This is a genomic window from Thiomonas intermedia (assembly GCF_002028405.1).
In the GTDB taxonomy this organism is placed as follows: Bacteria; Pseudomonadota; Gammaproteobacteria; order Burkholderiales; family Burkholderiaceae_C; genus Thiomonas; species Thiomonas intermedia.
Map to the genome: position 1 here is coordinate 653,794 of NZ_CP020046.1, position 25,797 is coordinate 679,590.

General features: G+C 63.4%; 17 protein-coding genes and 1 pseudogene. 12 read left to right on the plus strand and 6 right to left on the minus strand.

The window, feature by feature from the left end; translation table 11 throughout:
• Positions 1 to 16 precede the first annotated feature (16 nt).
• Together BVH73_RS02990 and BVH73_RS02995 are read right to left on the minus strand one after the other, a co-directional pair.
• Positions 17 to 1,426 carry a DUF2130 domain-containing protein gene (locus BVH73_RS02990; protein ID WP_079415962.1) on the minus strand — a complete coding sequence of 470 codons (1,410 nt, stop codon included), beginning with the start codon at positions 1,424 to 1,426 and terminating at the stop codon, positions 17 to 19.
• A gap of 531 nt (positions 1,427 to 1,957) precedes the next feature.
• Positions 1,958 to 2,551 (minus strand): annotated as a pseudogene (locus tag BVH73_RS02995) (IS5 family transposase); the annotation flags it as partial.
• Positions 2,552 to 3,002: 451 nt separating this feature from the next.
• On the opposite strand from BVH73_RS02995, the gene mads1 reads away from it, so the two are divergent.
• From mads1 to istB, 12 genes are all read left to right on the plus strand, one after another.
• Positions 3,003 to 3,224, plus strand: a complete 222-nt coding sequence (mads1, locus tag BVH73_RS03000; protein WP_079415964.1) for a methylation-associated defense system helix-turn-helix domain-containing protein MAD1 — start codon at positions 3,003 to 3,005, stop codon at positions 3,222 to 3,224.
• A complete protein-coding gene (locus BVH73_RS03005) occupies positions 3,221 to 6,475 on the plus strand; it encodes a helicase-related protein (protein ID WP_079415965.1) in 3,255 nt (1,084 codons plus the stop codon). Before mads1 ends, BVH73_RS03005 begins: the two co-directional genes overlap by 4 nt.
• Positions 6,472 to 9,162, plus strand: a complete 2,691-nt coding sequence (locus tag BVH73_RS03010) for an ATP-binding domain-containing protein (protein ID WP_079415967.1) — start codon at positions 6,472 to 6,474, stop codon at positions 9,160 to 9,162. The genes BVH73_RS03005 and BVH73_RS03010 overlap by 4 nt, the downstream gene beginning before the upstream one ends.
• Before the next feature lie 16 nt (positions 9,163 to 9,178).
• Entirely contained in the window at positions 9,179 to 10,966 is a 1,788-nt protein-coding gene (locus tag BVH73_RS03015; protein WP_079415969.1) for a DUF262 domain-containing protein, read from the plus strand.
• The gene (locus BVH73_RS03020) at positions 10,963 to 11,802 is read left to right on the plus strand and encodes a DUF4391 domain-containing protein (protein ID WP_079415971.1); all 840 of its coding nucleotides are present in this window, start codon (positions 10,963 to 10,965) and stop codon (positions 11,800 to 11,802) included. The genes BVH73_RS03015 and BVH73_RS03020 overlap by 4 nt, the downstream gene beginning before the upstream one ends.
• Before the next feature lie 140 nt (positions 11,803 to 11,942).
• Complete coding sequence (locus BVH73_RS03025; protein ID WP_079415973.1) at positions 11,943 to 13,211, plus strand: AAA family ATPase; 1,269 nt, start codon at positions 11,943 to 11,945, stop codon at positions 13,209 to 13,211.
• Positions 13,212 to 13,215: 4 nt separating this feature from the next.
• Entirely contained in the window at positions 13,216 to 13,893 is a 678-nt protein-coding gene (locus BVH73_RS03030) for an RloB family protein (RefSeq protein ID WP_079415975.1), read from the plus strand.
• Positions 13,894 to 13,926: 33 nt separating this feature from the next.
• On the plus strand, positions 13,927 to 15,885 hold the full coding sequence (locus tag BVH73_RS03035) for a site-specific DNA-methyltransferase (protein WP_079420277.1): 1,959 nt from the start codon (positions 13,927 to 13,929) through the stop codon (positions 15,883 to 15,885).
• Positions 15,886 to 15,892: 7 nt separating this feature from the next.
• Positions 15,893 to 17,008, plus strand: coding sequence for a Fic family protein (locus tag BVH73_RS03040; protein WP_079415977.1), 1,116 nt, complete (start codon positions 15,893 to 15,895; stop codon positions 17,006 to 17,008).
• Positions 17,009 to 17,181: 173 nt separating this feature from the next.
• Entirely contained in the window at positions 17,182 to 20,190 is a 3,009-nt protein-coding gene (locus BVH73_RS03045; RefSeq protein ID WP_079415979.1) for a type III restriction-modification system endonuclease, read from the plus strand.
• 297 nt (positions 20,191 to 20,487) lie between these two features.
• Positions 20,488 to 22,032 carry an IS21 family transposase gene (istA, locus tag BVH73_RS03050; RefSeq protein ID WP_079420231.1) on the plus strand — a complete coding sequence of 515 codons (1,545 nt, stop codon included), beginning with the start codon at positions 20,488 to 20,490 and terminating at the stop codon, positions 22,030 to 22,032.
• A 22-nt stretch (positions 22,033 to 22,054) separates the two neighbouring features.
• A complete protein-coding gene (gene istB, locus BVH73_RS03055; RefSeq protein ID WP_079415568.1) occupies positions 22,055 to 22,846 on the plus strand; it encodes an IS21-like element helper ATPase IstB in 792 nt (263 codons plus the stop codon).
• Positions 22,847 to 23,822: 976 nt separating this feature from the next.
• On the opposite strand, the gene BVH73_RS03060 is transcribed toward istB, so the two are convergent.
• From BVH73_RS03060 to BVH73_RS03075, 4 genes are all read right to left on the minus strand, one after another.
• Entirely contained in the window at positions 23,823 to 24,104 is a 282-nt protein-coding gene (locus BVH73_RS03060) for a hypothetical protein (protein WP_079415981.1), read from the minus strand.
• Positions 24,101 to 24,829, minus strand: a complete 729-nt coding sequence (locus BVH73_RS03065) for a hypothetical protein (RefSeq protein ID WP_079415983.1) — start codon at positions 24,827 to 24,829, stop codon at positions 24,101 to 24,103. The genes BVH73_RS03060 and BVH73_RS03065 overlap by 4 nt, the downstream gene beginning before the upstream one ends.
• Positions 24,826 to 25,050: a hypothetical protein gene (locus tag BVH73_RS03070; RefSeq protein ID WP_079415985.1), complete on the minus strand. Its 225-nt coding sequence runs from the start codon at positions 25,048 to 25,050 to the stop codon at positions 24,826 to 24,828. Before BVH73_RS03070 ends, BVH73_RS03065 begins: the two co-directional genes overlap by 4 nt.
• A gap of 114 nt (positions 25,051 to 25,164) precedes the next feature.
• Positions 25,165 to 25,605: a hypothetical protein gene (locus BVH73_RS03075; protein WP_079415987.1), complete on the minus strand. Its 441-nt coding sequence runs from the start codon at positions 25,603 to 25,605 to the stop codon at positions 25,165 to 25,167.
• Positions 25,606 to 25,797 lie beyond the last annotated feature (192 nt).

Sequence of the window (25,797 nt, forward strand, 5' to 3'; positions counted from 1 at the left end):
CAGCGCCGTCGGTGCCTCATCCGGCATCGGATTGATCCTGATTCTTCAGCTCGGCGAACTTGGCGGCCATTGTCGGATTGCCTCGAGTCAGCTTTTTGATAGTTACCTCCTGAGCCTTGTCGTTGGCAAGACGCAGATTCCGATCAGTGCCGAGCAGGGCTTCCTTGGTCTTCTGCAGATGCTCAATTGACTTGTCAATCTCGTCAATGGCCGTTTGGAAGCGCCTTGAAGCAAGGTCGTAGTTCTTCGCGAAAGCGGTCTTGAAGGCATCGAGCCCCGTTTCGAAATTCGTGATGTCGATGTTCTGCGCTTTGACTAGCGCCAGCTCCGACTTGTACTTGAGGGAATTCATCGCTGCATTGCGCAGCAGCGTGATGATTGGAAAGAAGAACTGGGGTCGGACGACATACATCTTCGGGTAGCGGTGGAACACGTCCACGATCCCCGTGTTGTACAGCTCGCTGTCGGGCTCGAGCAGGGACACCAGCACCGCGTACTCGCATCCCTTCTCTGAGCGGTCCTTGTCGAGCTCCTTGAGGAAGTCCTCATTCTTGCTCTTCGTTGCTGTCTGATCGTTCTCGTTCTTCATCTCGAACATGATCGAGACGATCTCAGTCCCAGCCTCATCCTTGTCACGGAAGATGTAGTCGCCCTTGCTGCCAGATCGGGCGTCGTTGTCCTTCTCGAAATAAGCGCGTGGAAAAGCCGTAGCCCGGATGCGGTTGAACTCAGTCTCGCAGTGCTGCTCGAGGGTTTCACCCACCATCTTGGTTGACAGGCGCGCCTTCATGTCGCGGAGCCGTTCGATGGCTTCGTCACGGTCCTTGATCAGCGTTTCGTACTTGTCCTTGAGGGATTGCTCGGTCAGTTGCTTTTCCAGCGCCGCTCGATCAAGCCCGCTCTTCAGCTCGTCGCGCTCCTTCTCAACGGCGCTGACCGCTTCGGTAATCGCAAGCTTCTGCGCCACCTCAATGGAATTCAGCGTGGCCTTCAAGCCCAGGATTTCCGCATCCTTCGTTGCCGCGGCCATCTGGAGCTCGCTGACGAGCCTCGCCTCGGCTAAATCGGAGGCCGCCCTGTGGTCGTGCTGTGCTTTTGCGAGCTCACTCGCGAGCGCATCGCGTTCCTTTTCCACGGCCCTAAGGGCTTCCGCCACGGCAAGTTTCCGCTCGGACTCACTGGCACCGAGGCTGGCCTTGAGCTCCTGAATCTGTGTGTCCTTGGCGGCGGCGGCCTTCTGCAATTCACTGGCAGCGTTGGCCTTCGCCAGTGCAAGAGTATTGCGTTTATCTTGCTCCGCCAGTTCGAGCCGCTCGTGCAGTTGCTTCTCGAAATCGTTGTCGCGGACCTGCTTCAGGATGTCCGCGTACCCAGCCTCATCGATCTTGAAGGCTTTGCCGCAATGCGGGCAAATGATGTCGTGCATGTCTGTGTTCCTCGCGCTCTGAACGTCGGCGTGTCGGAAGTCTCTAGTCTCGGCAAACCGGAACCCTTACCTCCGCTGGGGCTGCCAGATTGTCCCGGGCCCGATCCGACGAAAGGCTTCGATTCATCACTATACTTAAACAACATCATAGGCATTCCCATTGTTTCAAACGATTACACTAACTCAAGCCAATAATTTGAATATTCGTTAATTATTTATCGTCGACACCGAGTTTTTCACCTTGGACTTGCACCGTTTCGTCCTTTGCCAACGACTCCCTCGTGCCGCTCAAGCTAACGCATCGTGCCCATCGACTTGCCTTGCAATAGGTCTTGCATCCGCACTGACTGCTTGCAGGGGGCGCACTACTCAGGGATGGTGTCCAAAAAGCGTGAATGGATGAACGGCTGGCGTGGGGATGGCGTGTCATGGCCATCGGACCGCGTTTTGGGGCCGAAAGCGCCTGCCCATTCGGGATCGCAGCGAGTTTTGCGCTGCACTGGGCAGCGTTTTGACGCCTTGCGGACGCACTCATCCCATGGCGCCAATCAGTCGGTGGCGCGCCATCCACAGATTGCTCAGCGCGAACAGCGTGTGCAACTGGGCGGTGTTCTTCGCCAGTCCGCGGTAGCGGACCTACATGTGCCCGAACTGGCGCTTGATCACTCGAAACGGGTGTTCCACCTTGGCACGGATGCGCGCCTTGACGTGCTCGAGTTGTTCGGCAATGGCGTCCTTGGGATCGGCCTTGTCGAGCAGCCAGCGCTTGCCCGGACGCATCGCGACATGCCACTGGGTGTCGATGGCCTGCGTGTCATCGCGCTTGTCCACGCCCTGGTAGCCCGCATCGGCGAACACCGCCGATTCTTCGCCATGCACCAGCGCATGCGCCTGGGTCACGTCATTGACGTTGGCCGGTGTGCCCACCACCGTGTGCACCAGGTCGCTGTCGGCGTCCACGCCGATATGGGCTTTCATTCCAAAATGCCACAGGTTGCCCTTCTTGGTTTGATGCATCTCGGGGTCGCGTGTGCCGGTGCTGTTCTTGGTCGAACTGGGTGCCGCGATCAGCGTGGCGTCGATGGCCGTGCCTTCCTTGAGCAACAGCCCCTGAGCGGCCAATTGCGCCGGGGCGAGCATCACGCGGCGACGCCCTTCGGTGATGTACCCGCGTTCATGGCCGAGGTGCGCCAGCGGTCGAGCATGAGGCTTTGCAGTTCACGATTCTGACGGCCTGTCGCACGGAAGAAGTAAATGGCGTTGGCTCACATCATCCAGAACCAAGTCGAGGCCGCCTATCGGCGGGGGGATTTGCTGGACAAGCGGCGGGCTTTGATGCGCAAGTGGGCGGCGTACCTGATCCAGTAGCAACGGCGTAGCTGTTTCGGGGGCTGCCCTCGTGGTCGACACCCGAACCTTGGCTGCACTTGCGAACGCCTGCAGAGGCTTAACGCCCCCTCAGGCCGCCACTACTAAAGTAGCTTGCTCGCCGACAAGGCCTGAGTGATCTCATTGCAACCCAAAGCCTCCTCTTGTACTAGCTTACACTGCCTTACACCAGAATCAGCAGATACAAATGAGACAATCGCCAGACACCGTCATGACCATCAAGGAGGTCGCTGACTACCTACGGGTCAACCAGCGCACGGTCTACCGCCTGGCAGTCGCGCGGAAGATGCCCGGGTTCAAGGTCGGTGCCACCTGGCGCTTCAAGCGCGCGGACATCGACGGCTGGATCGCCGCCCAAGCGGCCAGCCCCGTCGCCGATGACCCAGCAGCGGGGAAGCGCGCACGATGAAGCTGGTACAAAACCGGGGCGCCGACCGCGCCATCGACCTGCTGCGCCCCCACCTGAAGGCGGGCCAGTCGCTGGCGTTCATGACGCCGACCTTTTCGTTGCATGCCTACGCCGAGCTGCGCGATGCCCTGGCGCGCGTGAGCGGCACCCAGCTCATCCTGCCGGGCGAAGGCCAGGACCTGGAGATTCAGGGCGGCGAAGGCGACCGTGCAGCCCGCAATCGGCTGCAGACCCGGTGGCTGGCCAATCAGTGCGCCGCGTGGCTACAGAGCCAGGTGGAGGTGCGGCGCGCACCCGGCCGGATCCCGCAGGGCACGGCCGTGCTGCGCAACGCGCAGGGTACCCCCGAGCAAGTCGTCATGGGTTCGGTGGCCATGAGCACGGAAGGGCTGGGGCTGACGCCCGGCAACCCCCTGAGCCTGACGCAAGCCTCGGAGAGCGCTGCAGAAGCCGCCATGCTGGCCCAATGGTTCGACCAGCAATGGAAGTCGCTTCCGGCGGCTTCCGAGTCCGCCGATGCCGCGCGGCAGGTTCTGCTCACCCAGCTTAAATCCATCGGCGAGCACCAAGCGCCGTTCGCGGTCTACGCGCTGATGCTGAACTACCTGTTCGGTGACCGGGAAGACGCGCTTGACGAAGAAAGGATCGTCAAGTCCGCGACCGGCATTCGCAACACCGTGGTCTGGAAGAAGCTGTTCAAGTTCCAGCGTGACGGCGTGGTGGGGGCTATCGACAAGCTGGCGCGCTTCGGCGGTTGCATCATCGCGGACAGCGTGGGTCTGGGTAAGACCTTTGAGGCCCTTGCCGTCATCAAGTATCACGAACTGCGCAACGACCGCGTGCTCGTGCTGGCGCCCAAGCGCCTGCGCGACAACTGGACCCTCTACAAGGCAAATGACAAGCGCAACATCCTGGCGGCGGACCGGTTCAACTACGACGTGTTGAACCACACCGACCTGTCGCGCGACGGCGGCCAATCGGGCGACATCGACCTGTCTCACGTGAACTGGGGCAACTACGACTTGGTCGTCATCGACGAAAGCCACAACTTCCGCAACAAGAAGTCGCCCCGACAAGGCACCGAGACGCGCTACGACAGACTGATGCGCAAGATCGTCCGGGAAGGAGTCAAGACCCGGGTGCTGATGCTGTCGGCCACCCCGGTGAACAACCGGCTGACCGACCTTCGCAATCAGATCGCCTTCGCCACGGAGGGCGAAGACACAGCGCTGGCCGACTACGGCATCGACAGCATCCAGCAGACCACGCGCAAGGCGCAGATCCAGTTCAACCGCTGGCTCGGCCTGGAAGAGGCCGAGCGCACCCCCAGTCGCCTAGTTGAGATGCTGGGCTTCGACTACTTCACGTTGCTGGATCACCTGACCATCGCACGGTCGCGCCGGCACATCCAGAAGTACTACGGCACGCAGGAGACCGGCCGCTTTCCGGACCGCCGGCCGCCCATCAACATCAAGGCAGACGTGGACCGGGCGGGCCAGTTCCGCGCCATCAAGGACATCAACCTGGAAATCCGGCGCCTGAACCTGGCAGCGTACGCGCCGCTGCGCTACGTGCTGCCGCACAAGCAGGCAGCGTACGACGCCAAGTACAGCACCGAGATCCGGGGCGGCGAGAGCTTCTTCCGCCAGGCCGACCGCGAGGAAAGCCTCATCCACCTGCTGCGGGTAAACGTGCTCAAGCGCATGGAGAGCGCGGTGTCGTCGTTCGCACTGACCCTGCAGCGGCAACTCCGCGACGTGGAGGCGGTGCTCGGACAAATCGAGCAGCATGCTGACGAGGCGGCCAACGGTGACGGCATCGAAGAGCTGGACATCGCCGACGTGGACATCGACGACTCCGCCTTCGAGGCGCTGCTAGTCGGCCGCAAGGTCAAGGTACTGCTGGGCGACGTGGACCTCATCCGATGGCGTCAGGATCTGGTGGAGGACCGCAACCGCCTGGACACGCTGCTGACCGCTGCCCAGCAGGTGGACGCCGCACGCGACGCGAAGCTTGCCAAGCTGCGGGAGATGGTCGAGGACAAGTGCCGAAACCCCATCAACGACGGCAATCGCAAGATCATCGTCTTCACCGCGTTCTCAGACACTGCCCAGTATCTCTACGCCAACCTAGCGCCCTGGGCCAAGGCCACGCTGGGCATCGACGCCGCCCTAGTCACCGGCAGCGCCGGCATCCAGACCACTCTGCCGGGCCTGCGTAAGAGCATGACCAGCGTGCTTTCGGCCTTCGCGCCCCGCGCCAAGGAGCGCCCGTCCGACATGGCCGGTGAAGGCGAGATTGACCTGCTGATCGCGACCGACTGCATCTCCGAAGGCCAGAACCTGCAGGACTGCGACTGGCTCATCAACTACGACATCCACTGGAACCCGGTCCGCATCATCCAGCGCTTCGGCCGGATCGACCGCATCGGCTCGCCCAACCGCAGCATCCAGCTGGTCAACTTCTGGCCGAACATCGCGCTCGACGAATACATCAACCTGGAGCAGCGCGTCAGCGGGCGCATGGTGCTGCTGGACGTGTCGGCCACCGGTGAGGAGAACCTCATCGAGCAACAGTCCGGCGACCCGATGAACGACCTGGAGTACCGCCGCAAGCAGCTCCTGAAGCTGCAGGACTCAGTCATCGACATGGAGGACCTCAGCAGCGGGGTCTCCATCACAGACCTGACTCTGACCGACTTCCGCATCGACCTGGCGCAGTTCCTCCGGGATCATCCGGGAGGGCTCAACGGCATGCCGCTCGGCGCCCACGCCGTCACCAGCAGCATCGATGCCGACATCGAGCCCGGGATCATCTTCTGCCTGCGGGCCGAAGGTGCCGGGGCAAGTAAGGCCCCGGTCGGCGCGGGATCTGCCGACTACCCACTGGCGCCGATCTACCTGGCCCATGTGGGCGACGACGGCACCACGGTGCTGGCCTACCCGCAAGCCAAGCGCATCTTGGACCGCCTCAAGCGCCTGACCCTGGGCCGCGAACTGCCCGACCTGGGCGCCAGCAACCGCCACGACAAGCTGACCCGCCAAGGAGAGGACATGCGGCACGCCCAAAAGCTGCTGGCCTCGGCCGTGGCCTCGGTAGTCGGCAAGGTCGAAGAGCGCGCCGTCGCCAGCTTGTTCTCGCCTGGCGGCACGCATGCCATGAAGGGCGAGTTCGCTGGGGCCGGTGACTTCGAGGTGCTGGCATACCTAGTGGTACTGCCTGCCCAAGACCACAAAGGGAGCAGCGCATGAGCATGGAGCACAGCGAACGCCTTGAGCCGCTGGCGAGAGATGTCGTCGAGAAGCTCGACACCGTGGCGAGCACGGCCCGGCAGTGGCTGGCCAACCCGCGCCGACTCGGCATAGACGCTCTGGCCACCGGCGGGAACACGCTGAACTCGGATCAAGAAGAGCGAGCGATCCGCAAGATCAATGAGGCCAACGAGTCCGCGTATCAAAAGCTAGCAAGTGAGCCAGCAATCGCCCGGGTCATCGCCGAAGACGAGGACGGGCACAGCACCGCTTATTACTTCTGCCGCGCCGAACAAGGACTAGGCACCTTGGGTTTGGTCAGCTATCGCGCGCCGGTTGGTCGCCTGGCCTCATTGCCGGTCGGCGAGGAGTACGTCCGCCCCGATGGCAAGGCGTTGATCGTCGTCGAGCGAGCGCAGCTGCGCCCGTCGCCCCTGGCCGGATCTTGGGACGCCTACACGGTCGTTCAGTCGGATGATGCGCCAACGGTCACCATCGAATCGCTGCGCAAGCTGCTGGAGCGACACCCAGAGCTGGCAGAACCCGTCGAGGACCTGGTTGCCCAGTTGCTGGCGAGCGCCAAGGCCAGCCAGAACGTCATCGAGGGCATGAAGCGCAGCGTCATCACCAAGATGGGTCTGCGCGACCAGCCGGTGTTGGACCAGTTCCAGGACGAGATCTTCCGCCTGCCGCTCAATCGCCGGGTCCTGTTGCTGGGCCCCCCGGGCACTGGTAAGACGACAACGCTGATCCGGCGCCTGGGTCAGAAGCTCGATGCCCAATTTCTGGACGAAGACGAGCAGCGCGTCGCCGAGGAACTTGCCCAGAGTCAGCAGGTGCCGCACGGTAAGAGCTGGCTGATGTTCACGCCGACGGAGCTGTTGAAGCAGTACCTGAAGGAGGCCTTTGCCCGTGAAGGTATACCAGCACCGGACCAGAACATCCGAACCTGGGCTGACCACCGGCGCGACCTGGCCAGACAGACCTTCGGCGTCCTGCGGACCGCCACTGGCGGCGGCACTTTCGTCCTCAAGGAGGTGAACAGCCTGCAGCCGACGGCCGTGACCCAGCCCATCGCTTGGTTCGATGACTTTCAAGCCTGGCAAGGCGCCGCGTACCGGACCGAGCTGATGGAGAGCGCGCAGGCGCTTGCAGGCGCTGGGCTGGCGACCGCGCAACAACTGGGCAAACGCCTGCAAGCCACCCTCAAAGTGAATGGCCCGTGGCCGTCCACGTTCACGACATTGGCAGGCGAGCTTCCCGCCATACAGGCGTTCGTGGCGCGCCTCAAGGACGAGACCGACGCCACCATCAAAGCCGCGCTGAACGCACAACTCGCCCGCAACCGGGGCTTGGTCGGCGAGCTGGCGAAGTTCATCGAGAGCCTGCAGCAAGCTGCCGATACCGATGCCGACGATGACCAGGACACCGAGGACGACGAGGACGTGGCGGCGCCCAAGGTCGGTCCTGGGGCCGCCATCAACGCCTACATGCAAGCGGTCCGCACGCAGGCCCGCAATGCCGCAGCAAAACGATCCACTAACAAGACCACCCGCAACGGCAAGGTCATCGAGTGGCTGGGCGACCGCACGCTGGCGCCCGCCGAGCTGAGCGCACTCGGTACAAGCCTGCTGCTCCAGGCCCATGCCCGGCGATTCGTGAACCCGGTCAAGCGCTATGTGGATGGCATCCAGAAGCGCTACCGCGCTTTTCGGAAGGTCCGCCAGGACGAGGGCCAGTGGTATGCGAAGGCGGGCTTCGAGGCTCGTGAGCTGAACCCGCTTGAGCTGGATCTCGTCCTTCTGGCGATTCTCCGGTCGGCTGGCGAACTGCTGCAGCGGCCCACAGTGATGCGTGACATCGACAGCCACGCCTGGGCGTCGCTGAAGCCCGTGCTGGGCGCCCTGCGCAGCCAGGTCGTCGTCGATGAGGCCACCGACTTCTCGCCGATCCAGCTGGCCTGCATGGCGGCACTGGCGCACCCGCGCTTGCGGTCGTTCTTCGCCTGCGGCGACTTCAACCAGCGGCTGACCACCTGGGGGGCGCGCTCCGCCGACGAGCTGCAGTGGGTCTTCGCGGACTTTGACATCCGGCGTGTCACCGTCTCCTACCGCCAGAGCCGCCAGCTCAACGAGCTGGCGCGAGACATCATCGCGTGCGTCGGCGGCTCCGACCAAGAGGCCACCCTGCCCGCCGAGGTCAACAACGAGGGCGAATCGCCGGTGCTTCTGGAGTACGCATCTCTTGAAGACGCCGTGGGCTGGCTGGCTGCGAGGATTCAGTGGATCGACCGGTTCCTCGACGGGCGACTCCCGTCCACGGCGATCTTCGTCAACTCGGAAGCCGAGGTTAAACCGGTGGCCAATGCGCTGAACCTGGCACTCGCCAACCAGAACATTCAGGTGGTCGCCTGCCGCGAAGGCCAGGCTGTCGGGCAGGAGAGCAACGTCCGGGTCTTCGATGTTCAGCACATCAAGGGCCTGGAGTTCGAGGCCGTCTTCTTCGTGGGCATCGACCAGCTGGCCACTGCGCGTCCGGAGCTGTTCGACAAGTTCCTGTATGTCGGCGCCACTCGCGCTGCCCAGTACCTGGGCGTGACGTGCGGCGCTGCCTTGCCGCTCGCGCTGGAGCCGCTGCGCAAGCACTTCGGTACGACCTGGGACACCGCCCAGCCCGAACAGTCGTGATGGCAAGGCTGACACCATGAGCTTCCGCACCGCAGAACCCGCCCTGAAGGACGTTCTCGACGGCATCGCTGCCGGTCAGATTCAGCTGCCTGACTTCCAGCGCGGCTGGGTCTGGGATGACAACCACATCCGCTCGCTGATCGCGAGCCTGTCCTTGTCGTACCCCATCGGCGCCGTGATGTTCCTGGAGGCCGGTGGCGTGCCGTTCAAGCCCCGGCTGTTCGCTGGTGTGCAGCTGCAGCCCGCCCCCAAACCCAAGACCCTGGTGCTGGACGGCCAGCAACGCCTGACCTCGATGTACCTGTCGTTGCGCAGCGGCCAGCCCGTGCCCACGCGCACCGAGAAGGGGGCCGACATCCGCCGGCTCTACTTCCTGGACATGGCCAAGTGCATGGATCCGGACGCCGACCGCGAGGAAGCCGTCATCTCGGTCCCCGAGACGCTGCAGGTCACCTCGGACTTCGGCCGCAAGGTCGACCTCGACGTGAGCACGCCTGAACTGCAGTACGCCCAGCGCCTGTTCCCGGTGGCGCTGCTGTTCAATATCCAGGGCTTCATGACCTGGGAGAGCGGTTTCAGTGCTCACCACCAGTTCGGCGCGGAAGCCATGCAGTTCATGCAGAAGTTCCGCAACGAGATCTGGCTGCGCTTCCAGCAGTTCAAGGTACCGGCCATCGAGCTGACCCAAGACACGCCGCGTGAGGCGGTGTGCCAGGTCTTCGAGAAGGTCAACACCGGCGGCGTCACGCTGACCGTGTTCGAGCTGATGACTGCCACCTTTGCAGCGGACGAGTTCAACCTGCGCGATGACTGGGACGCCCGGCGCGAACGGTTGACCGCCAAGCACGATGTGCTGGAGGCCGTGGACGGCACGAGCTTCCTGACTGCCGTCACCCTGCTGGCCAGCTACCAGCGGCACCTGGCGCAGAAGACAGCGGTGAGCTGCAAGCGTGCCGACGTGCTGAAGCTGGATCTGGCCGACTTCAAGGCGCTGGAGGCGGCCCTGGAGCTGGGATTCAAGCGCGCGGCCGAGCTGCTTGCCGAGGAGAAGATCTTCGATGAGCGCAGCCTGCCCTATGCCACGCAGCTGATTCCGCTGGCCGCGATCTGCGCCCACCTGGGCGAACGAACAACCTTGCATGGCATCAAGCAGAGCCTGTTGCGTTGGTACTGGAGCGGCGTGCTGGGCGAGCTGTACGGCGGCGCCAATGAGACGCGCTTCGCGATGGACATGCAGGACGTGGTGGCTTGGGTGGACGGCGGCACCGAACCGCGCACGGTGCGCGACGCCAACTTCGCGCCCACCCGCCTGCTGTCACTGCAAAGCCGCCTGGCAGCGGCCTACAAGGGCCTGGCGGCCCTGCTGATGAAGCACGGCGGCCGCGACTTCGTCAGCGGTACGCCCATCGACCTGAACACCTACTTCAACAACGCCATCGACATCCACCACATCTTTCCGCGTGCGTGGTGCGAGAAGCAGAAGCTGCCCAAGGACAAGTGGAACAGCGTGATCAACAAGGCGCCGCTGGCCGCCGGCACCAACCGCTTCATCAGCGGTGACGCCCCCAGCGTCTACCTGGGCCGGATCCAGAAGGCCAAGCAGGTGCCGCCGAGCAGCCTGGACGAGTTCCTGACTTCGCACGTCATCCCCGTGGCCGCGCTGCGTGCAGACGACTTTGATGCCTTCATCCGCCTGCGTGCCGGCGCCCTGCTGGCGCTCATTGAAGCCGCCACCGGCAAGACCGTGTCGGGCCGCGACAGCGAGGACACCGTCAAGGCCTTCGGAGCCGCGCTTACGCCATGACGGCCACGCACCAGGTCACCGCAGACGACGTGGTCAAGGCGCTTGCCTTGCCCGACCGCGCACGGGTGGACCAACGCGTACCCAAGAAGATGCTGGCCGAGCACGGCGTCCCAACGGCGGCCGACCGCCGCCTGCTGACCGACGGCATCGAGGAATTGCAGTGGATCGCCGCGCTGAAACCCGGCACCGTAGCCATCCCGGAATACCGCGCCGCCGGGCGCGAGTACCTGGAAGTGGCCGTGCTGAGCGTGCAGGTGCGTGCCACGCACACCAAGGCATCTCAGTGGTTCCGACTGGCTGAGCTGGTGCACCGGGCGGTTCCCTACCCCGTGCTGCTGATTCAGGCTTTGGCGTCGCCCGCCGCAGTAGGGTCCGAAGGTTCGTCGCCGAAGCCACCGACCCAGCTCGCCCTCAGCCTGGCTCACAAGCGCGCTGCACAGAACGAGGCGGGCAAAGTGGTGCTCGACGGTGAGCTGGTCCGCTCCGAGCTGCTTGGCCCCGACAGCGACGCCGCATCCGTGGCGGGCCCGCTGCTGGATGCGATGGCCCTGGAACGCCAGCCGCATCAAGATCTGATGGCCCTGTACCAGGGCTGGATGGACTGCCTCACCGCTGCGGAGGCCGCCTGCCTGACTGGGTACTTCCGCCTGCCCAACGGCCCCACCGCAGCCGCCGCACAGCGCGAAGCGCTGCGCGCCTGCCAACGGCTGGAACAAGAAGCGGCGCGCCTGCGCAGCCAGGCCGCCAAAGAGCGACAGATCGCCAAGCAGGTGGACTTGAATTTGGCACTGCAGCGGCTGGAAGCCAACTTGAAAGCAGCCCGTGCTCGACTATGAACCGCACCGCGATGGCACGGATTCAGCGCGGGCTTGTGCTGTATTGCTTGAGGCAATATCCACAAGTTTTCAAGTAAAATTTTGTTCTTTCCTGAATATTTTATGCAAAAATAAGACCCTTATTTATTAGGAGATCGGTCATGTTGCTTGAATTTCGGGTTCGAAACTATCGTTCAATCCGTGACGAGCAAGCCCTCAACCTGATCGCGTCCGGCGACAAGGAACTGGCCGCGACGCACTTGGCGTCCACCGGACTGAAGGCGGCCCCCCATGCCGTGCGCAGTGCGGTGGTCTACGGGCCCAACGCCAGCGGCAAGTCCAGCCTGCTGCGCGCGTTGGACTACTTGCGTGCCGTGGTGGCCGAGTCAGCCACCGTGGTCCAACCCGGCCAGACCTACAACGTCCAGCCGTTCAATCTGGACCCGACCACTGCCCAGCAGCCGACAGAGTTCGAGATCACCTTCCTGCTGTCCGGCGTGCGGCACCAGTACGCGTTCGCAATGAACTCGCAGCGCATCGTCAGCGAGTCGCTGTTGGTGTATCGCAGCAGCAAGCCCACCCAACTCTTCAGCCGGCAACGCACCGATGGCGACGGGTATGACTACGAGTTCAGCACCTACCTGACGGGCCCGCGCAAGCTGTGGCAGGAGAGCACGCGCCCCAACGCCCTCTTCCTGTCGATGGCTGCTCAGCTCAACAGCGAACAGCTCAGCCCGGTGTTTAACTGGATCGTCCGTAACATCACGTTCCTGCCTGCCGGCGCCACCGTATTGCCCGACTTCACCGCCGCGTTGCTGGCAACGGATCAAGGGCGGGCCTCGATCCGCGAGTTCCTGTCCGCCGCCGACATCTCCATCGCCGACGTTCAGGCGGTTTCCAGGAAGGGCATGCACACTCAGTGGGTGATCGGCGCCAGTGGCCCACAAGTCAGTCAAGAGGAGCGTGAGTTCTTGATGCCAGTGTTCGAACACCGCACGACCAAGGGATCTGCCAAGTTCGAGCTACATGACGAGTCAGAAGGCACGCAGCGTCTGTACGGCCTAATTGTGCCCGTGCTGGACTGCCTGCGTGACGGGCGCGTATTGGTAGTGGACGAACTGGACAGGAGCCTGCATACCCTGCTGGTGCGTCGCCTGGTCACCATGTTCCAGACGCCCGAGCTCAATCCGAACGGCGCGCAGCTGATCTTCAGCACCCACGACACCTCGCTGCTGGACCACACCCTCTTCCGGCGCGACCAGATCTGGTTTACCGAAAAGGATGCCGACCAGGCCACTCGCCTGTACCCGCTGACCGACTTCAGCCCCCGCAAGCAAGAGGCCTGGGAGCGGGGCTACCTGGCAGGCCGCTACGGCGCCGTGCCCTTCTTCGGCGACTGGCCTTCGCCGGCCAAGGCCGGGGTGCATTGACGCGATGGGGAAGGACAACCAGCCCAAACATCGGCAGGCCGCCCGCGACCTGAGGCGGCGCTCGGCCGTCCGGCAGCCGTATGAGCGGCTGCTAATCGTCTGCGAAGGCGAGAAGACCGAACCGCAATACCTGCGCGAGATCCAACAGACTTTTCGGCTGGCGACGGCGCACGTTCAGGTGCTTCACAGCCAGTTCGGGACCGAGCCGCAGCAGGTGCTGGATTACGCCCTAACCGTCTTCAAGCAGGGCGACCGGGAGCGTGGCCTCCACCCCCGGGAGTTTGACAGGATCATCGTGGTCTTCGACCGCGACGAGCACCAGACCTACCACGCCGCACTGGCCCAGGCTGCAGCGCAGAACGGCAAGCTTCGCAATGACAACGGGGTGGCGGTGCCTGTGGAGGCCGTGGCCTCGGTGCCCTGCTTCGAACTCTGGCTGCTGATGCACTTCGAGGACGTACTAGCACCGCTGCACCGGCACGAAACGCTGGACCGGCTGAAAGCTCATTTGCCCGGCTACGAGAAGGGCGGCGGCGGCCATTGGCAAGTCACGCAGGCCCGCTTGGGCGACGCCACGGCGCGTGCGCAGCGGCTGGCCGCGCTCACCAACGCCTTTGATGGCACCCAGCCGTACACGGCCATGCATGAGCTTGTCTCACGTCTCGTGCACCTGAAAGACTGATCGCCTGCGCTTGCAGGGAGGAAACACATGACGATGCAGAAGATCGAAGCGGCCAGCCCGGAGGCCCAGTCCGCCAACCTGGTGGCCGACAACGTCGCCCACTTGAAGGCCCTGTTCCCCGAACTGGTGACCGAAGGACCGAACGGCCTGGCCGTTAACCTGGACGTGCTGAAGGCGCTGGTGGGCGACGCGACGGTGACCGACGCCGAAGAGAAGTACGGCCTGAACTGGCACGGCAAACGTGCAGCGCGGCAACTGGCCTTGACGCCCAGCACGGGCACGCTGCGCCCCTGCCCGGACGAAAGCGTGGACTGGGACACCACGAAGAACCTGATGATCGAGGGCGACAACCTCGAAGTGCTGAAGCTGCTGCAAAAGAGCTACGCGGGCAAGGTCAAGCTGATCTACATCGACCCGCCATATAACACGGGCAAGGACTTCGTGTATCCCGACAACTTTCAGAACAGCATTCAGAACTACATGGAGCTGACAGGCCAGGTTGAGGGAGGCCGCCGCATCTCGAGCAATTCAGAGGCAAGCGGCAGGTTCCATACCGACTGGCTCTCGATGATGTATCCCCGGCTGAAGCTTGCCCGATCACTTTTGCGCGAAGACGGGGTGCTATTCGTTTCCATTGACTCGACGGAGGTAGCAAACCTGCGGCTGGTTCTGGATGAAGTGTTTGGATCGGAGTGCTTCATCATCGACCTCATCTGGAAGAAGCGCGATGGAGCCCCAAACGACAGGAACATTGGCTCAATTCATGAGCACATCCTCGTCTACGGCAAGACCCTGGGCGATGGCAATCTCCGAACAGTCGCAGAAGATCGGCTGAACCTGATGCCACGCACAGAAAAGGCTGACGCCGAGTACCAAGTCTTCCGCGAGCCTACGGGCCCAGACCCGCGCGGGAAGTTTCGGAAGATCGACACGACTGCCAACGCTAAGGGAGGCCGCGACGTCGCATCACTTCACTATGGGGTAAAGAACCCGCACACCGGCGAAGTGGTCTTCCCGCGAGATGGGACGTGCTGGCGGCACTCCCAGGAGGAGATGCAAAGGCTACAGGCAGATGGGCGTCTCTATTGGGGAGTCAATGGCACTGCCACCACGCCCATGCGAAAGCTTTTCCTCAGCGAAGCCAAGCCTGGCATGACCACACCGTCCATCCTGCCGGATATGCCCCTTAACCAGCATGCCGCCCGCGAGTTGGAGGTGCTCTTCGAGCAAAAGTCCGTCTTCGATACGCCGAAGCCTACGGAGCTACTGAAGCTTCTCGCGCACTTGGGCAGCGGGCCAGACGATCTCTGCATGGACTTCTTTGCAGGATCGGGGAGCTTTGGCGAAGCGATCATGCAATTGAATGCTTCGGACGGAGGGCACCGACGCTTCGTTCTTGTCCAACTGCCAGAACCGATAGAAGACTCGTCGGAGAAGCGCATCGCGCGCGACTATTGCAGCTCCCTTGGGCGTCCGGCGGTTCTGTCGGAACTGACAAAAGAGCGCCTGCGACGAGCGGGCAAGCGCATTCAGGCAGAAGGCCAGCTTGCAAGTCCAGACGTGGGCTTCCGAAGCTTCACGCTTGACAAGTCCAACATCGCCGTTTGGTCGCCGCGTCCCGACGGGTTAGCGGAGACACTTTTCGCCCATCAGGAGCACATCGTCGAGGGCCGAACGGAGCAAGACATCCTGTTCGAGTTACTGATCAAGCTCGGCCTGGATCTCTGCGTGCCGATGGAGACGAAAGGGATAGCTGGGAAGGCAGTGCACGCCATCGCGGGCGGTGTCCTGATTGCGTGTCTGGATCCGCAGGTTCAGGCAAGTTCCGTCGAGGCTCTTGCCCAGGGAATCATTGCCTGGCACACCGAGCTTGCCCCTACCGGCGACACCACCTGTGTCTTCCGCGACAGCGCCTTCGCTGACGACGTGGCCAAGACCAACATGGCCGCGATCCTGGAGCAGAACGGCATCGCCAACGTGCGCAGTCTGTGAGGCCAGCATGCATCCGTTCGAGCCCCACGCTTTGCCGCTGACTGATCTGGACTGGCGCCAGTTGCTGCCCCTGGTCGGGCAGGCCAACGCCGCACTCGCCCGTTATGACGGGCTGCTTGCCGGCATCCCCAACCCAGCGGTGATGCTGTCACCGCTGACCACTCAAGAAGCCGTGCTGTCTTCCAAGATCGAAGGCACCCAGGCCACGGTGGACGAGGTGCTGGAGCAAGAAGCTGGGTTGCTGAAGGAGGGCGAGAAGTTCGAGGACATTCAGGAGATCTCCAACTATCGCAAGGCGCTGTACCAGGCGCGCGAATACCTCAAGGACTACCCCATCCGTCTGGGCTTCGTGCGCGAGCTGCACCGCACCTTGATGAGCAGTGTGCGCGGCCAAGACAAGACGCCCGGCGAGTTCCGGTTGGACCAGAACTGGATCGGCAAGATGGGCTGCACCATTGAGGAGGCCACTTTCGTGCCTCCGAACCCGGTGCAGTTGCCGGACCACTTGCGCGCGTGGGAGGCCTACCTGGATTCGGACGATATGGACTTCCTGATCCAGACGGCGGTGGTGCATGCCCAGTTCGAATTGCTGCACCCCTTCAAGGACGGCAACGGCCGGATCGGACGCATCTTGATCCCGCTCTTCCTGTACCAGAAGAAGGTGCTGTCGCAGCCGATGTTCTACCTGTCTGAGTATCTGGAGAATCACCGCGACGAGTACTACCTACGGCTCAAGGGCATCTCGGCCGAGAACGACTGGAACAACTGGATCGCGTACTTCCTGAGGGCGACCGCAACCCAGGCGGCGCAGAACGCACAGCGGGTGGCTGCCATCCAGGCGCTGTACGAAGAGATGAAGCTCGCAATCCACGAGACAACTCACTCCCAGTACACGGTGCACCTGCTGGATGCCATCTTCTCCAAGCCCATCTTCCGGACCTCGGAGCTGGCTCAGCGGCTGACGGACGAGCATGGCATCCACGAGAAGACCGCGCCTGCCCTGCTGCGACAGCTGCGCGATGCCGGCATCCTGCGGGAGATCCAGCCGGGCGCCGGGCGACGGTCGGCCACGCTGTGTTTTCCCCGGCTGATCAACTTGGCGGAAGGTCGGAACGTACTGTGACGCAGGCGCTTGAAGCTTGTGGAGCCGCCAACAAGCACAACGCATTTTGCGGAGTTCATTTGTTTCGTTGGACTCCACAAGCGCCATTGCGCCTGTTCCAGGCTCCACAACCCACGCTGCGGCTTCTAGCGCCCCTGCTACGGAGTGCATCCGTAAGTGATTGATTTATAAGTATGAAGCTCCACTTCGAACCCAACCTGGATTACCAGCTCCAGGCTATCGAGTCGGTCTGCGACCTGTTCCGAGGCCAGGAGATCTGCCGCACTGAGTTCACCGTCACCATGAAGCTGCCCGACCAGCAGCTAACGCTGGGCGTGGCCGACACCGACTTGGGCCTGGGCAACCGCCTGACCCTGGTGGATGACCAGCTGCTGGACAACCTGCGCAGCGTGCAGCTGCGCAACGGCCTTGCGCCGTCGAGCACGCTGGCATCGGGCGACTTCACGGTCGAGATGGAGACCGGCACTGGCAAGACCTACGTCTACCTGCGCACGATCTTCGAGCTGAACAAGCGCTATGGCTTCACCAAGTTCGTCATCGTGGTGCCGTCGGTGGCCATCAAGGAAGGCGTCTACAAGTCGCTGCAGATCACCGAGGAGCACTTCAAGAGCATGTATGCCGGCGTGCCGGTGGACTTCTTCCTGTACGACTCCAGCAAGCTGGGCCAGGTGCGCAACTTCGCCACCAGCACCACCATCCAAATCATGGTGGTGACGGTGGGCGCCATCAACAAGAAGGAGGTGAACAACCTCTACAAGGACAGCGAGAAGACCGGCGGTGAGAAGCCCATCGACCTCATCCGCGCCACGCGGCCCATCGTCATAGTGGACGAGCCGCAGAGTGTGGACGGCGGCCTCAGCGGCGCCGGCAAGGCCGCGCTGGACGCGATGAACCCGCTGTGCACGCTACGCTACTCGGCCACCCACGCCAACAAGCACCACATGGTGTACCGGCTGGACGCGGTGGACGCCTACGAGCGCAAGCTGGTCAAGCAGATCGAGGTGGCTGCGGCCACCATCGAGGACGCCTTCAACAAGCCCTACGTGCGCCTGCTGGAGGTGAGCAACAAGAAGGGCATCTCGGCCAAGGTGGAGCTGCACGTGCAGACGGCCACCGGCGCCAAGCCGCAGGTGCTGACCGTCAACGACGGCGACGACCTGGAGCAACTGGCCAAGCGCGCGGTGTACGCCGGCTTCCGCGTGGGCGAGATCAACACCGCCAAGGGGGAAGAGTTCATGGAACTGCGCTACCCCGGCGGTGAGGACTACCTGGCCCTGGGCCAGCCCCACGGCGAGGTCGACGCCCTAGCCGTGCAGCGCGAGATGATCCGGCGGACCATCAAGGAGCACCTGGAGAAGGAGAAGCTGCTGCGGCCCAAGGGCATCAAGGTGCTTTCGCTGTTCTTCATCGAGTCGGTGGCGCGCTACCGCCAGTACGACAAGGACGGCAACCCGGTGAAGGGCGACTACGCCCGCATCTTCGAGGAAGAGTACCGGCGCGCGGCCAAGCTGCCGGCCTTCCAGAGCCTGTTCGGCGAGGTGGATCTGGCCCAAGAAGCCGCCGCCGTACACGACGGCTATTTCTCCATCGACAAAAAGGGCCGCTGGGCCGACCCCGAGCTGGACAAGGAAGGCGGCCTGAAGAACGAGACCAGCCGTGCCGACGCCGAGCGCGGCTACAACCTGATCATGAAGGAGAAGGAGAAGCTGCTCAGCTTCGACGCGCCACTGAAGTTCATCTTCTCCCACTCGGCCCTGAAGGAAGGCTGGGACAACCCCAACGTCTTCCAGATTTGCGCCCTGCGCGAGATGGGCAGCGAGCGCGAGCGCCGCCAGACCCTGGGCCGGGGCCTGCGCCTGTGCGTCAACCAGGACGGGCAGCGCGTCTACGGGCACGACGTGAACCGGCTGACGGTGATTGCCACCGAGTCGTACCAGGAGTTCGCCGACCAGCTGCAGAAAGAGATCGAGGCCGACACGGGCATCCGCTTCGGCATCGTCGAGCAGCACCAGTTCGCCACCATCGCCATCACCACGCCCGACGGCAAGGTGGCCCCGCTGGGCGTGGACCAGTCCAAGGCCCTGTGGGACCACCTGCGCGCTGCCGGACACATCGACGCCAAGGGCAAGGTGCAGGACTCGCTGAAGGTCGCGCTGAAGGACGGCAAGCTGGCCTTGCCGGACGCGTTCGAGCCCTACCGGGGCCAGGTGGCCGAGCTGCTGCGCAAGGTGACCGGCCGCGTGGAGGTGAAGAACCGCGATGACCGCGAGACCGTGCCGCTGCGCAAGGGTGCCGACGGCAAGGCCGTGACGCTGAGCGAGGACTTCAAGGCGCTGTGGGATCGCATCAAGCACAAGACCACGTACCGGGTGCAGTTCGACAACGACAAGCTCATTCGCGACTGCACGGCCGCGCTGACCCGTGACCTGCACATCGCCCGCGCCCGGCTGCAGTGGCGCAAGGCGGAGATCGGCATTGGCAAGGCCGGCGTGGAGGCGCGCGAGAAGGAAGGCGCCTACACCGTGACGCTGGACGAGGCCGACATCGAGCTGCCCGACCTGCTGACCGACCTGCAGGACCGCACGCAGCTGACGCGGCGCACCTTGGTCAAGATCCTGACCGAGTGCGAGCGGCTGGACGACTTCAAGCGCAACCCGCAGCAGTTCATCGAGCAGGCGGCCGAAATCATCAACCGCTGCAAGCGCATGGCCCTGGTGGACGGCATCCGCTACCAGCGCCTGGGCGACGACGCCGTCTGGGCCCAGGAGCTGTTCGAGACCGAGGAGCTGACCGGCTACCTGACCAACATGCTGCGCAACACCAAACGCTCGATCTACGAGCATGTGGTCTACGACTCGGCCACGGAGCGCGACTTCGCCGACGCCCTGGAGAAGGACGACGACGTGGTGCTGTACGCCAAGCTGCCCGGTTGGTTTAAGGTGCCCACCCCGCTGGGCAACTACAACCCCGACTGGGCCGTGCTGGTCAACAAGGACGGCACCAAGCGCCTGTACTTCGTGGTCGAGACCAAGAGCAGCCTGTTCACCGACGACCTGCGCAACAAGGAGAGCGCCAAGATCGAGTGCGGCAAGGCGCACTTCAAGGCGCTGGCCGTCGGCGAAAATCCTGCGCGATATGTCGTGGCCCGAAACTTCAACGATGTGATCGGGCAAGCCTTGTAACGCGCGAGGATGGACACCTAAACACCAGGAGAAATGACCATCCAACACATCGCACAGCCAGCAGCTTCCACTCCTGTCACTTTTCACCACATATAGGCCAATCGGTTTTCGGCACATAGGAGCCACCGCGTTTTCGGCGTATACGAGCCAGTGCGTTTTCGGCACATACAGGCCAGTTGATTTTCGGCCTATAGGAGCCAGCCAAGGGGTTTGACGGGCATCTCGAACGCGTCACAAGCGCCGTTACCTTCTGAGCTTTTTGCTCAGGGGCAACGGATGGGGCGCAGAAAGATCGAGATGCATGAATACCGAAACGTTTTAATTCGACTGCGTGCGGGTGATGGCGACCGCGAGATAGCGCGCCTGGGGCTCATGGGCCGCGTCAAGGTGGCCAACTTTCGCCAGCACGCTCAGAGCCTGGGCTGGCTGGATCCGGATCGGCCGCCGCCTGACGCCCAAACGATTGCGCAGAGTCTGAGCGCGGTGGCCAGGCGCCCCGTCAGCACGATCTCCAAAGCCCAGCCCTGGCGTGAGCTCATTGCGCGCTGGATGGACGCGGGCGTTGAGGGCGTGGCCATCCATGCCGCGCTGGTACGCGATCACCAATTCAAGGGCAGCTACTCCTCCGTCTACCGCCTCATGCGCGACATCAGCCGGGCGCAGCCGCGCACGGATGTCACCGTGCGGCTGAACTTCAAACCCGGCGAGGCTGCTCAGGTCGACTTCGGTGCTGGCCCGTTTCTGCTGCACCCGGATGGCCTTCGCCGGCGCACATGGGCCTTTGTCATGACCCTGTGCCACAGCCGCCACCAGTATGTGGAATTCGTCTGGGACCAGACAGTGGCGACGTGGCTGGGCTGCCACCGCCGCGCCTTTGAGTGGTTTGCCGGCGTGCCCGAGCGCGTCATCATCGACAACGCCAAGTGCGCCATCATCAAGGCCTGTCGGTTTGATCCCCACGTGCAACGCTCCTATGCAGAGTGCGCTGAAGGGTATGACTTCAAGATTGACCCCTGTCCGCCACACGACCCGCAGAAGAAAGGGATCGTGGAGTCAGGCGTCAAATACGTCAAACGCAACTTCCTGCCCACCCGCGAATTCCGTGATCTGGCCGACCTCAATGCCCAAGTACGGGCCTGGGTATTACAGGAAGCCGGGCAGCGCATTCACGGCACCACCCGCCAACAACCCCTGGATTTGTTTGCGCTGGAGCGAGCCCTGCTCAAGCCATTGCCCGCCCAGGCCCCGGACTTGGGCGTGTGGCAGCGGGTGACGCTGCACCGCGATTGCCACGTCAAGTTTGACAACGCCCTGTATTCCGCGCCCTTTGGGCTGGTGGGCAAGCAGTTGTGGCTGCGTGCCAACGATGGTTGTGTTGCCCTCTATGAAGACTACCGATTGGTGGCCACCCACCCGCGCGGGACGCGTCCTGGCCAACGCGTCACGACGCCAGACCACTTGCCACCCAAGGCGCAACTGTTCTTCGCGCGCGACCGCCAATGGCTCCATGAGCAAGCGCTGCAAATCGGGCCGTACTGCCAGCAGATCATTGACTGCCTGCTGGGCGACCGGATTGTGGAGCGGCTGCGTGCAGCACAGGGCGTTGTTGGCCTGGCCAGGACCTACGGCGCCCAACGTCTGGAGCTTGCCTGCCAGCGTGCCATGGCCCACAACAGCCCGTATTACCGCACCGTCAAGACCATCCTGAGCAGCAATGCCGACCGTCTGCCGATGCCCGAGATCAGTGTCGCGCCCGCCTATGCCAAGGCCCGGTTCGTACGCGATGCCGCCAGCCTATTCACCCCCAATGCCCACAACCCGCAGCAGGACCTCCTGCATTAACCCCCCAAGGAGCAACTCACCCATGATCCCCATTCCCGAACTGGTTCCACACCTCAAGCAATTGCGCTTGTCCGGCATCCTGGATTCTCTGGAGGCCAGGAACCGCCAAGCCATTGAATCCAAACTCGCCTATACGGAATTCCTGGCCCTGCTGATGGGCGATGAAGTGGCCCGCCGCGACCAGAACCGCTTCAGCACCCGCATCCGCCGGGCTCAGTTTCGGTCGAGCAAGACCCTGGAGCAGTTTGATTTCGAGCGGCTCCCCCAACTCAACCGCGCACTGGTGCACGACCTGGCCACCGGACGCTATTTGCGGGAATGCTCACCTGTGTTGATCGTCGGACCCAGTGGAACTGGCAAAAGCCACCTGGCACAGGCCTTGGGCCACTGCGCCATCCGCCAAGGCGTTGATGTGCTCTTCACCAGTTGCTCGGCCCTCACGCAGTCCCTGCACGCCGCGCGTGCGACCAATGCCTACGAACGCAAACTGCAGGCGCTCAGCCGTATTCCCCTGCTCATCATCGATGACTTCGGACTCAAGCCCCTGCGCGCACCGGCCGACGAGGATCTGCATGAACTCATCGCCGAGCGCTACGAACGAACGACCACCATCGTCACCAGCAATTTGGACTTCACCGAGTGGGATCAGGCCTTCCCAGGCAACCCCTTGTTGGCCTCCGCCACGCTCGACCGCCTGCGCCACAACGCCTATTGCCTCGTGCTCGATGGCCAGTCTTACCGCACGCCACGCCAGATGCCCAACGCAATGCCAACCAAAACCCAGAGATCCAATCAACCAAAAGACATCAAATAAAGGCAAAATCCACAACCGAATGATGCCCGTTTGAGACCCTCCGGCTGGTCTCTATGTGCCGAAAATGGCTGGCTCCTTTATGCCGAAAAGTGACAACTCCGGCCGGCCTGAGCTGTTGGTGCAACCCCGGCGTTCTTTTATTCATTTGTCCACCTACTTTTGCTGCCCTGAGGAACCCCTGGAAAGCCCATAAAAACTGGGCGTTCACGGCATTTGCCGATGCTCGGAACTCCCACTTTGATATCTGATGCCCCAGCGTGCCGGTTCCGGTGGGGGCGAAGCCCCGACGGCACAAGGAACGGACACGAGACATGAACGAGCGAGCCGCAGGTGAGTGAGTGAATGCGAGTGCCGTGACGCAGGTCGGGCGAGTCGAGCGGCAGCGAGACGAGAGCCGATCCGAGAACCGCCGACAGGCGGGGCGAGGACAAGGGCGCACGGCATGAACGAGCCAAAGGCGAGTGCATGACGGGCGAGGGGGAAGCAAGGGAAGTGACGGGTGAGCGCAGCGAATCCGGCGCGCCCCTTGCCTCCCCCGTCCCGAAGCCCCACGAGCAAGGCGAGTGGGTGGGCGGCAGTAGACGCCGATGATCTGGCCGCGTAGCGGACAGGTCAGCCCGAAGGGCCGAGCCGAAGGCGAGTCGGGGGCTACTGCCGCCCACCCACTCGGCGCAGCCGAGGGGGGTGCCGTCGCCGTCTTGCGGGGGCAGCAAGAGGGGGATCGCCCTAGCGATCAGGTGAGGTCTGCCCGGCGTCCAGCCGGGCCGAGGGCGCAGCCCGAGCCTCACCGACCCTCTTGGGGACACCGTGCCTTGGGCGCACTCTGGCAAGCCCACAGACGCGCCTTGCCCTGCGGCGGCGGCGTGGCGGGGCATGCGGCGCATCGTGGGGCGGGAGGCGCTCACGTTTTCGGGCAAGGGCGATGCGCGAAACCGCACGGCCCGAGGGCGGGCCGTCAACACGAAACGCGCGAAGGTCAAGGCGGGTTTTGTGCGGGGGCTGCGGCAGGCGCCGGTGCGGAATTCGTGGCGGCGGGCGGTGCGACGGCGCCATGCACCCGCTGCCACACTGGCCCCAACTCTTGCAGCGCGGGCTGCAAACGCTGCGCGATTTCTTGCTGCGTCGGCATCGGCAAGCCGAGCGATTGCAGCCCGGCGTCGATCAAGAAAAGCACTCCGGCCAAGATCGCCAGAGCGATCAAAACCCGAGCGGCGATGAGCGACAGAACGAGGCCCAGCCACCTCAACAGGGTCTTCATTTCTGCGCTCCTGTCTCGGGCCAGTCGGCGAGATTCTTGAAGTTGAACCGCGCCCAGTGCTGCGGCGTCAGCTTCACTGATTCGCCGCCGACCTTGACGGCCTCGACACGGCGCAGCGCGCGCTCTACCGCATCTGCCCTGCCCTGCGGGCTGAGGTATTGCACGCGGGCATAGTGGCCCGCCTTAATGTCTTTCAGTGCAGCGGGGATGATCTGCTGATAACGCAGTGGCGTCTTGATCATGCGCTCGATCTCGACGGCGACGCGTTCGCCCTGCTGACTGGTCGCCAGCGCATCGGGCACCTTTTGCCAGCCTTTGGCATAGAGCAACTTGCCCGGCTCCCACGTCCAGCCTGCGGCCTCAGCTTGCAGCCGAGCGCGTTGGGTGTCGAGATGATGCTGCATGAACTGCGGGCTGGGCAGGCTCTCGAATCGAGGGCAGTCGGGCGCGGCGTTTTCTGAAAACGCGAGTCCGGTGGGCGTGATGCCCCAGGCGAGTTGCAGCTTGCCGAAGCCTTCGACGCGAGCGGACTTCAGCAGCCCGTCACGCTCCATCCTGTGGGCCAGGGCATGCACGCGGCGGACACTCAGGCCCAGCAACATTTGCAGCAGCACGGCCGTGGTCCAGACCTCGCCGGAAGAAAGGAAGTCGAGGACGGTTTGCTGCTTGGCCTCGGCGCGGGCGTTGATTTGCGCGCGGGTCATGCGGGGAATGTTGGTGCTCATGCCGTGTCTCCGGGGCTGTTGAAGGGGTGGGTCGGACTGGATGTGGACGGCTCGGGCTTGGGCGAGAGCGCGGCCAGAATCTGCGCGTCGGTCAGGTCGAGCAGGTCGTGCTTTTCCAGCAGGGTGAGGATTTCGCCCTTGCGCTTTTCGAGGCGCTGGGCCTCATCGATTCGGGCCTCCAGTGCGGCACGTTTTTTGATCAGGGCGTTGAGTGTGGACATGGCGTTTCTCCTTGGGTGAAGGGGGCTGATAGGGGTGGATGACCAGCGCCGACCGGCGCAGGTCAGGCAGCCGCTGGGGGAACAGCAGCCGCCACATGTGGCGACCGATGGCTTTCATTTCTCGACCTTCACCTTCACAGCTACCTGGCACACGGCCTGGAGAGACGGCGGTGTGATATGGCACTTCAACGCCAGATCGAGGTCGGCGGGCTGGGCCACCAGGGCGAACGCTGGGGACTGCACCACCTGGGGGTCAACGCCCTTGCACTCTGCGGGAGAACTGGCGGGGCCGGTGCACCAGAACTTGAAGGGCATGTCTTTCGGCGCGGTGATGGTCAGCGGCGTGCTGCCGGCGCTGGTGCAATCCCATCCGTCGCGCAGTCCCAAGAATTTCTTGTGAGCCGCGCAGGTCAGCGAGTTGGGGGTGGACACGGCGTCGGCGGCGTGGGCGTTAGGGATGCACATGGCAGCAAGGAACGCGAGGACAACAAAGAGAAACGCCCAGCCCAGCAGGGCGGGCAGGAGCTTGAGCTTGGCGAGGTTGAACTTGGACATGGTGGTGAACTCCGGTAGATGGGCAGGGCGCCCATGTACCTATTCACCAGCCGGCGAAATGCACGGGCCGAGGGCGGCCCGCAACAACCAAGCAACGCGCGAGAGAAATCTTTCTGCGCGCGGATGGGTTTGGCGGCGCGCCCTCGCGCCGTGCTTTTTGCTTTTGGACTTTGGACGGATGGACGGATTGGA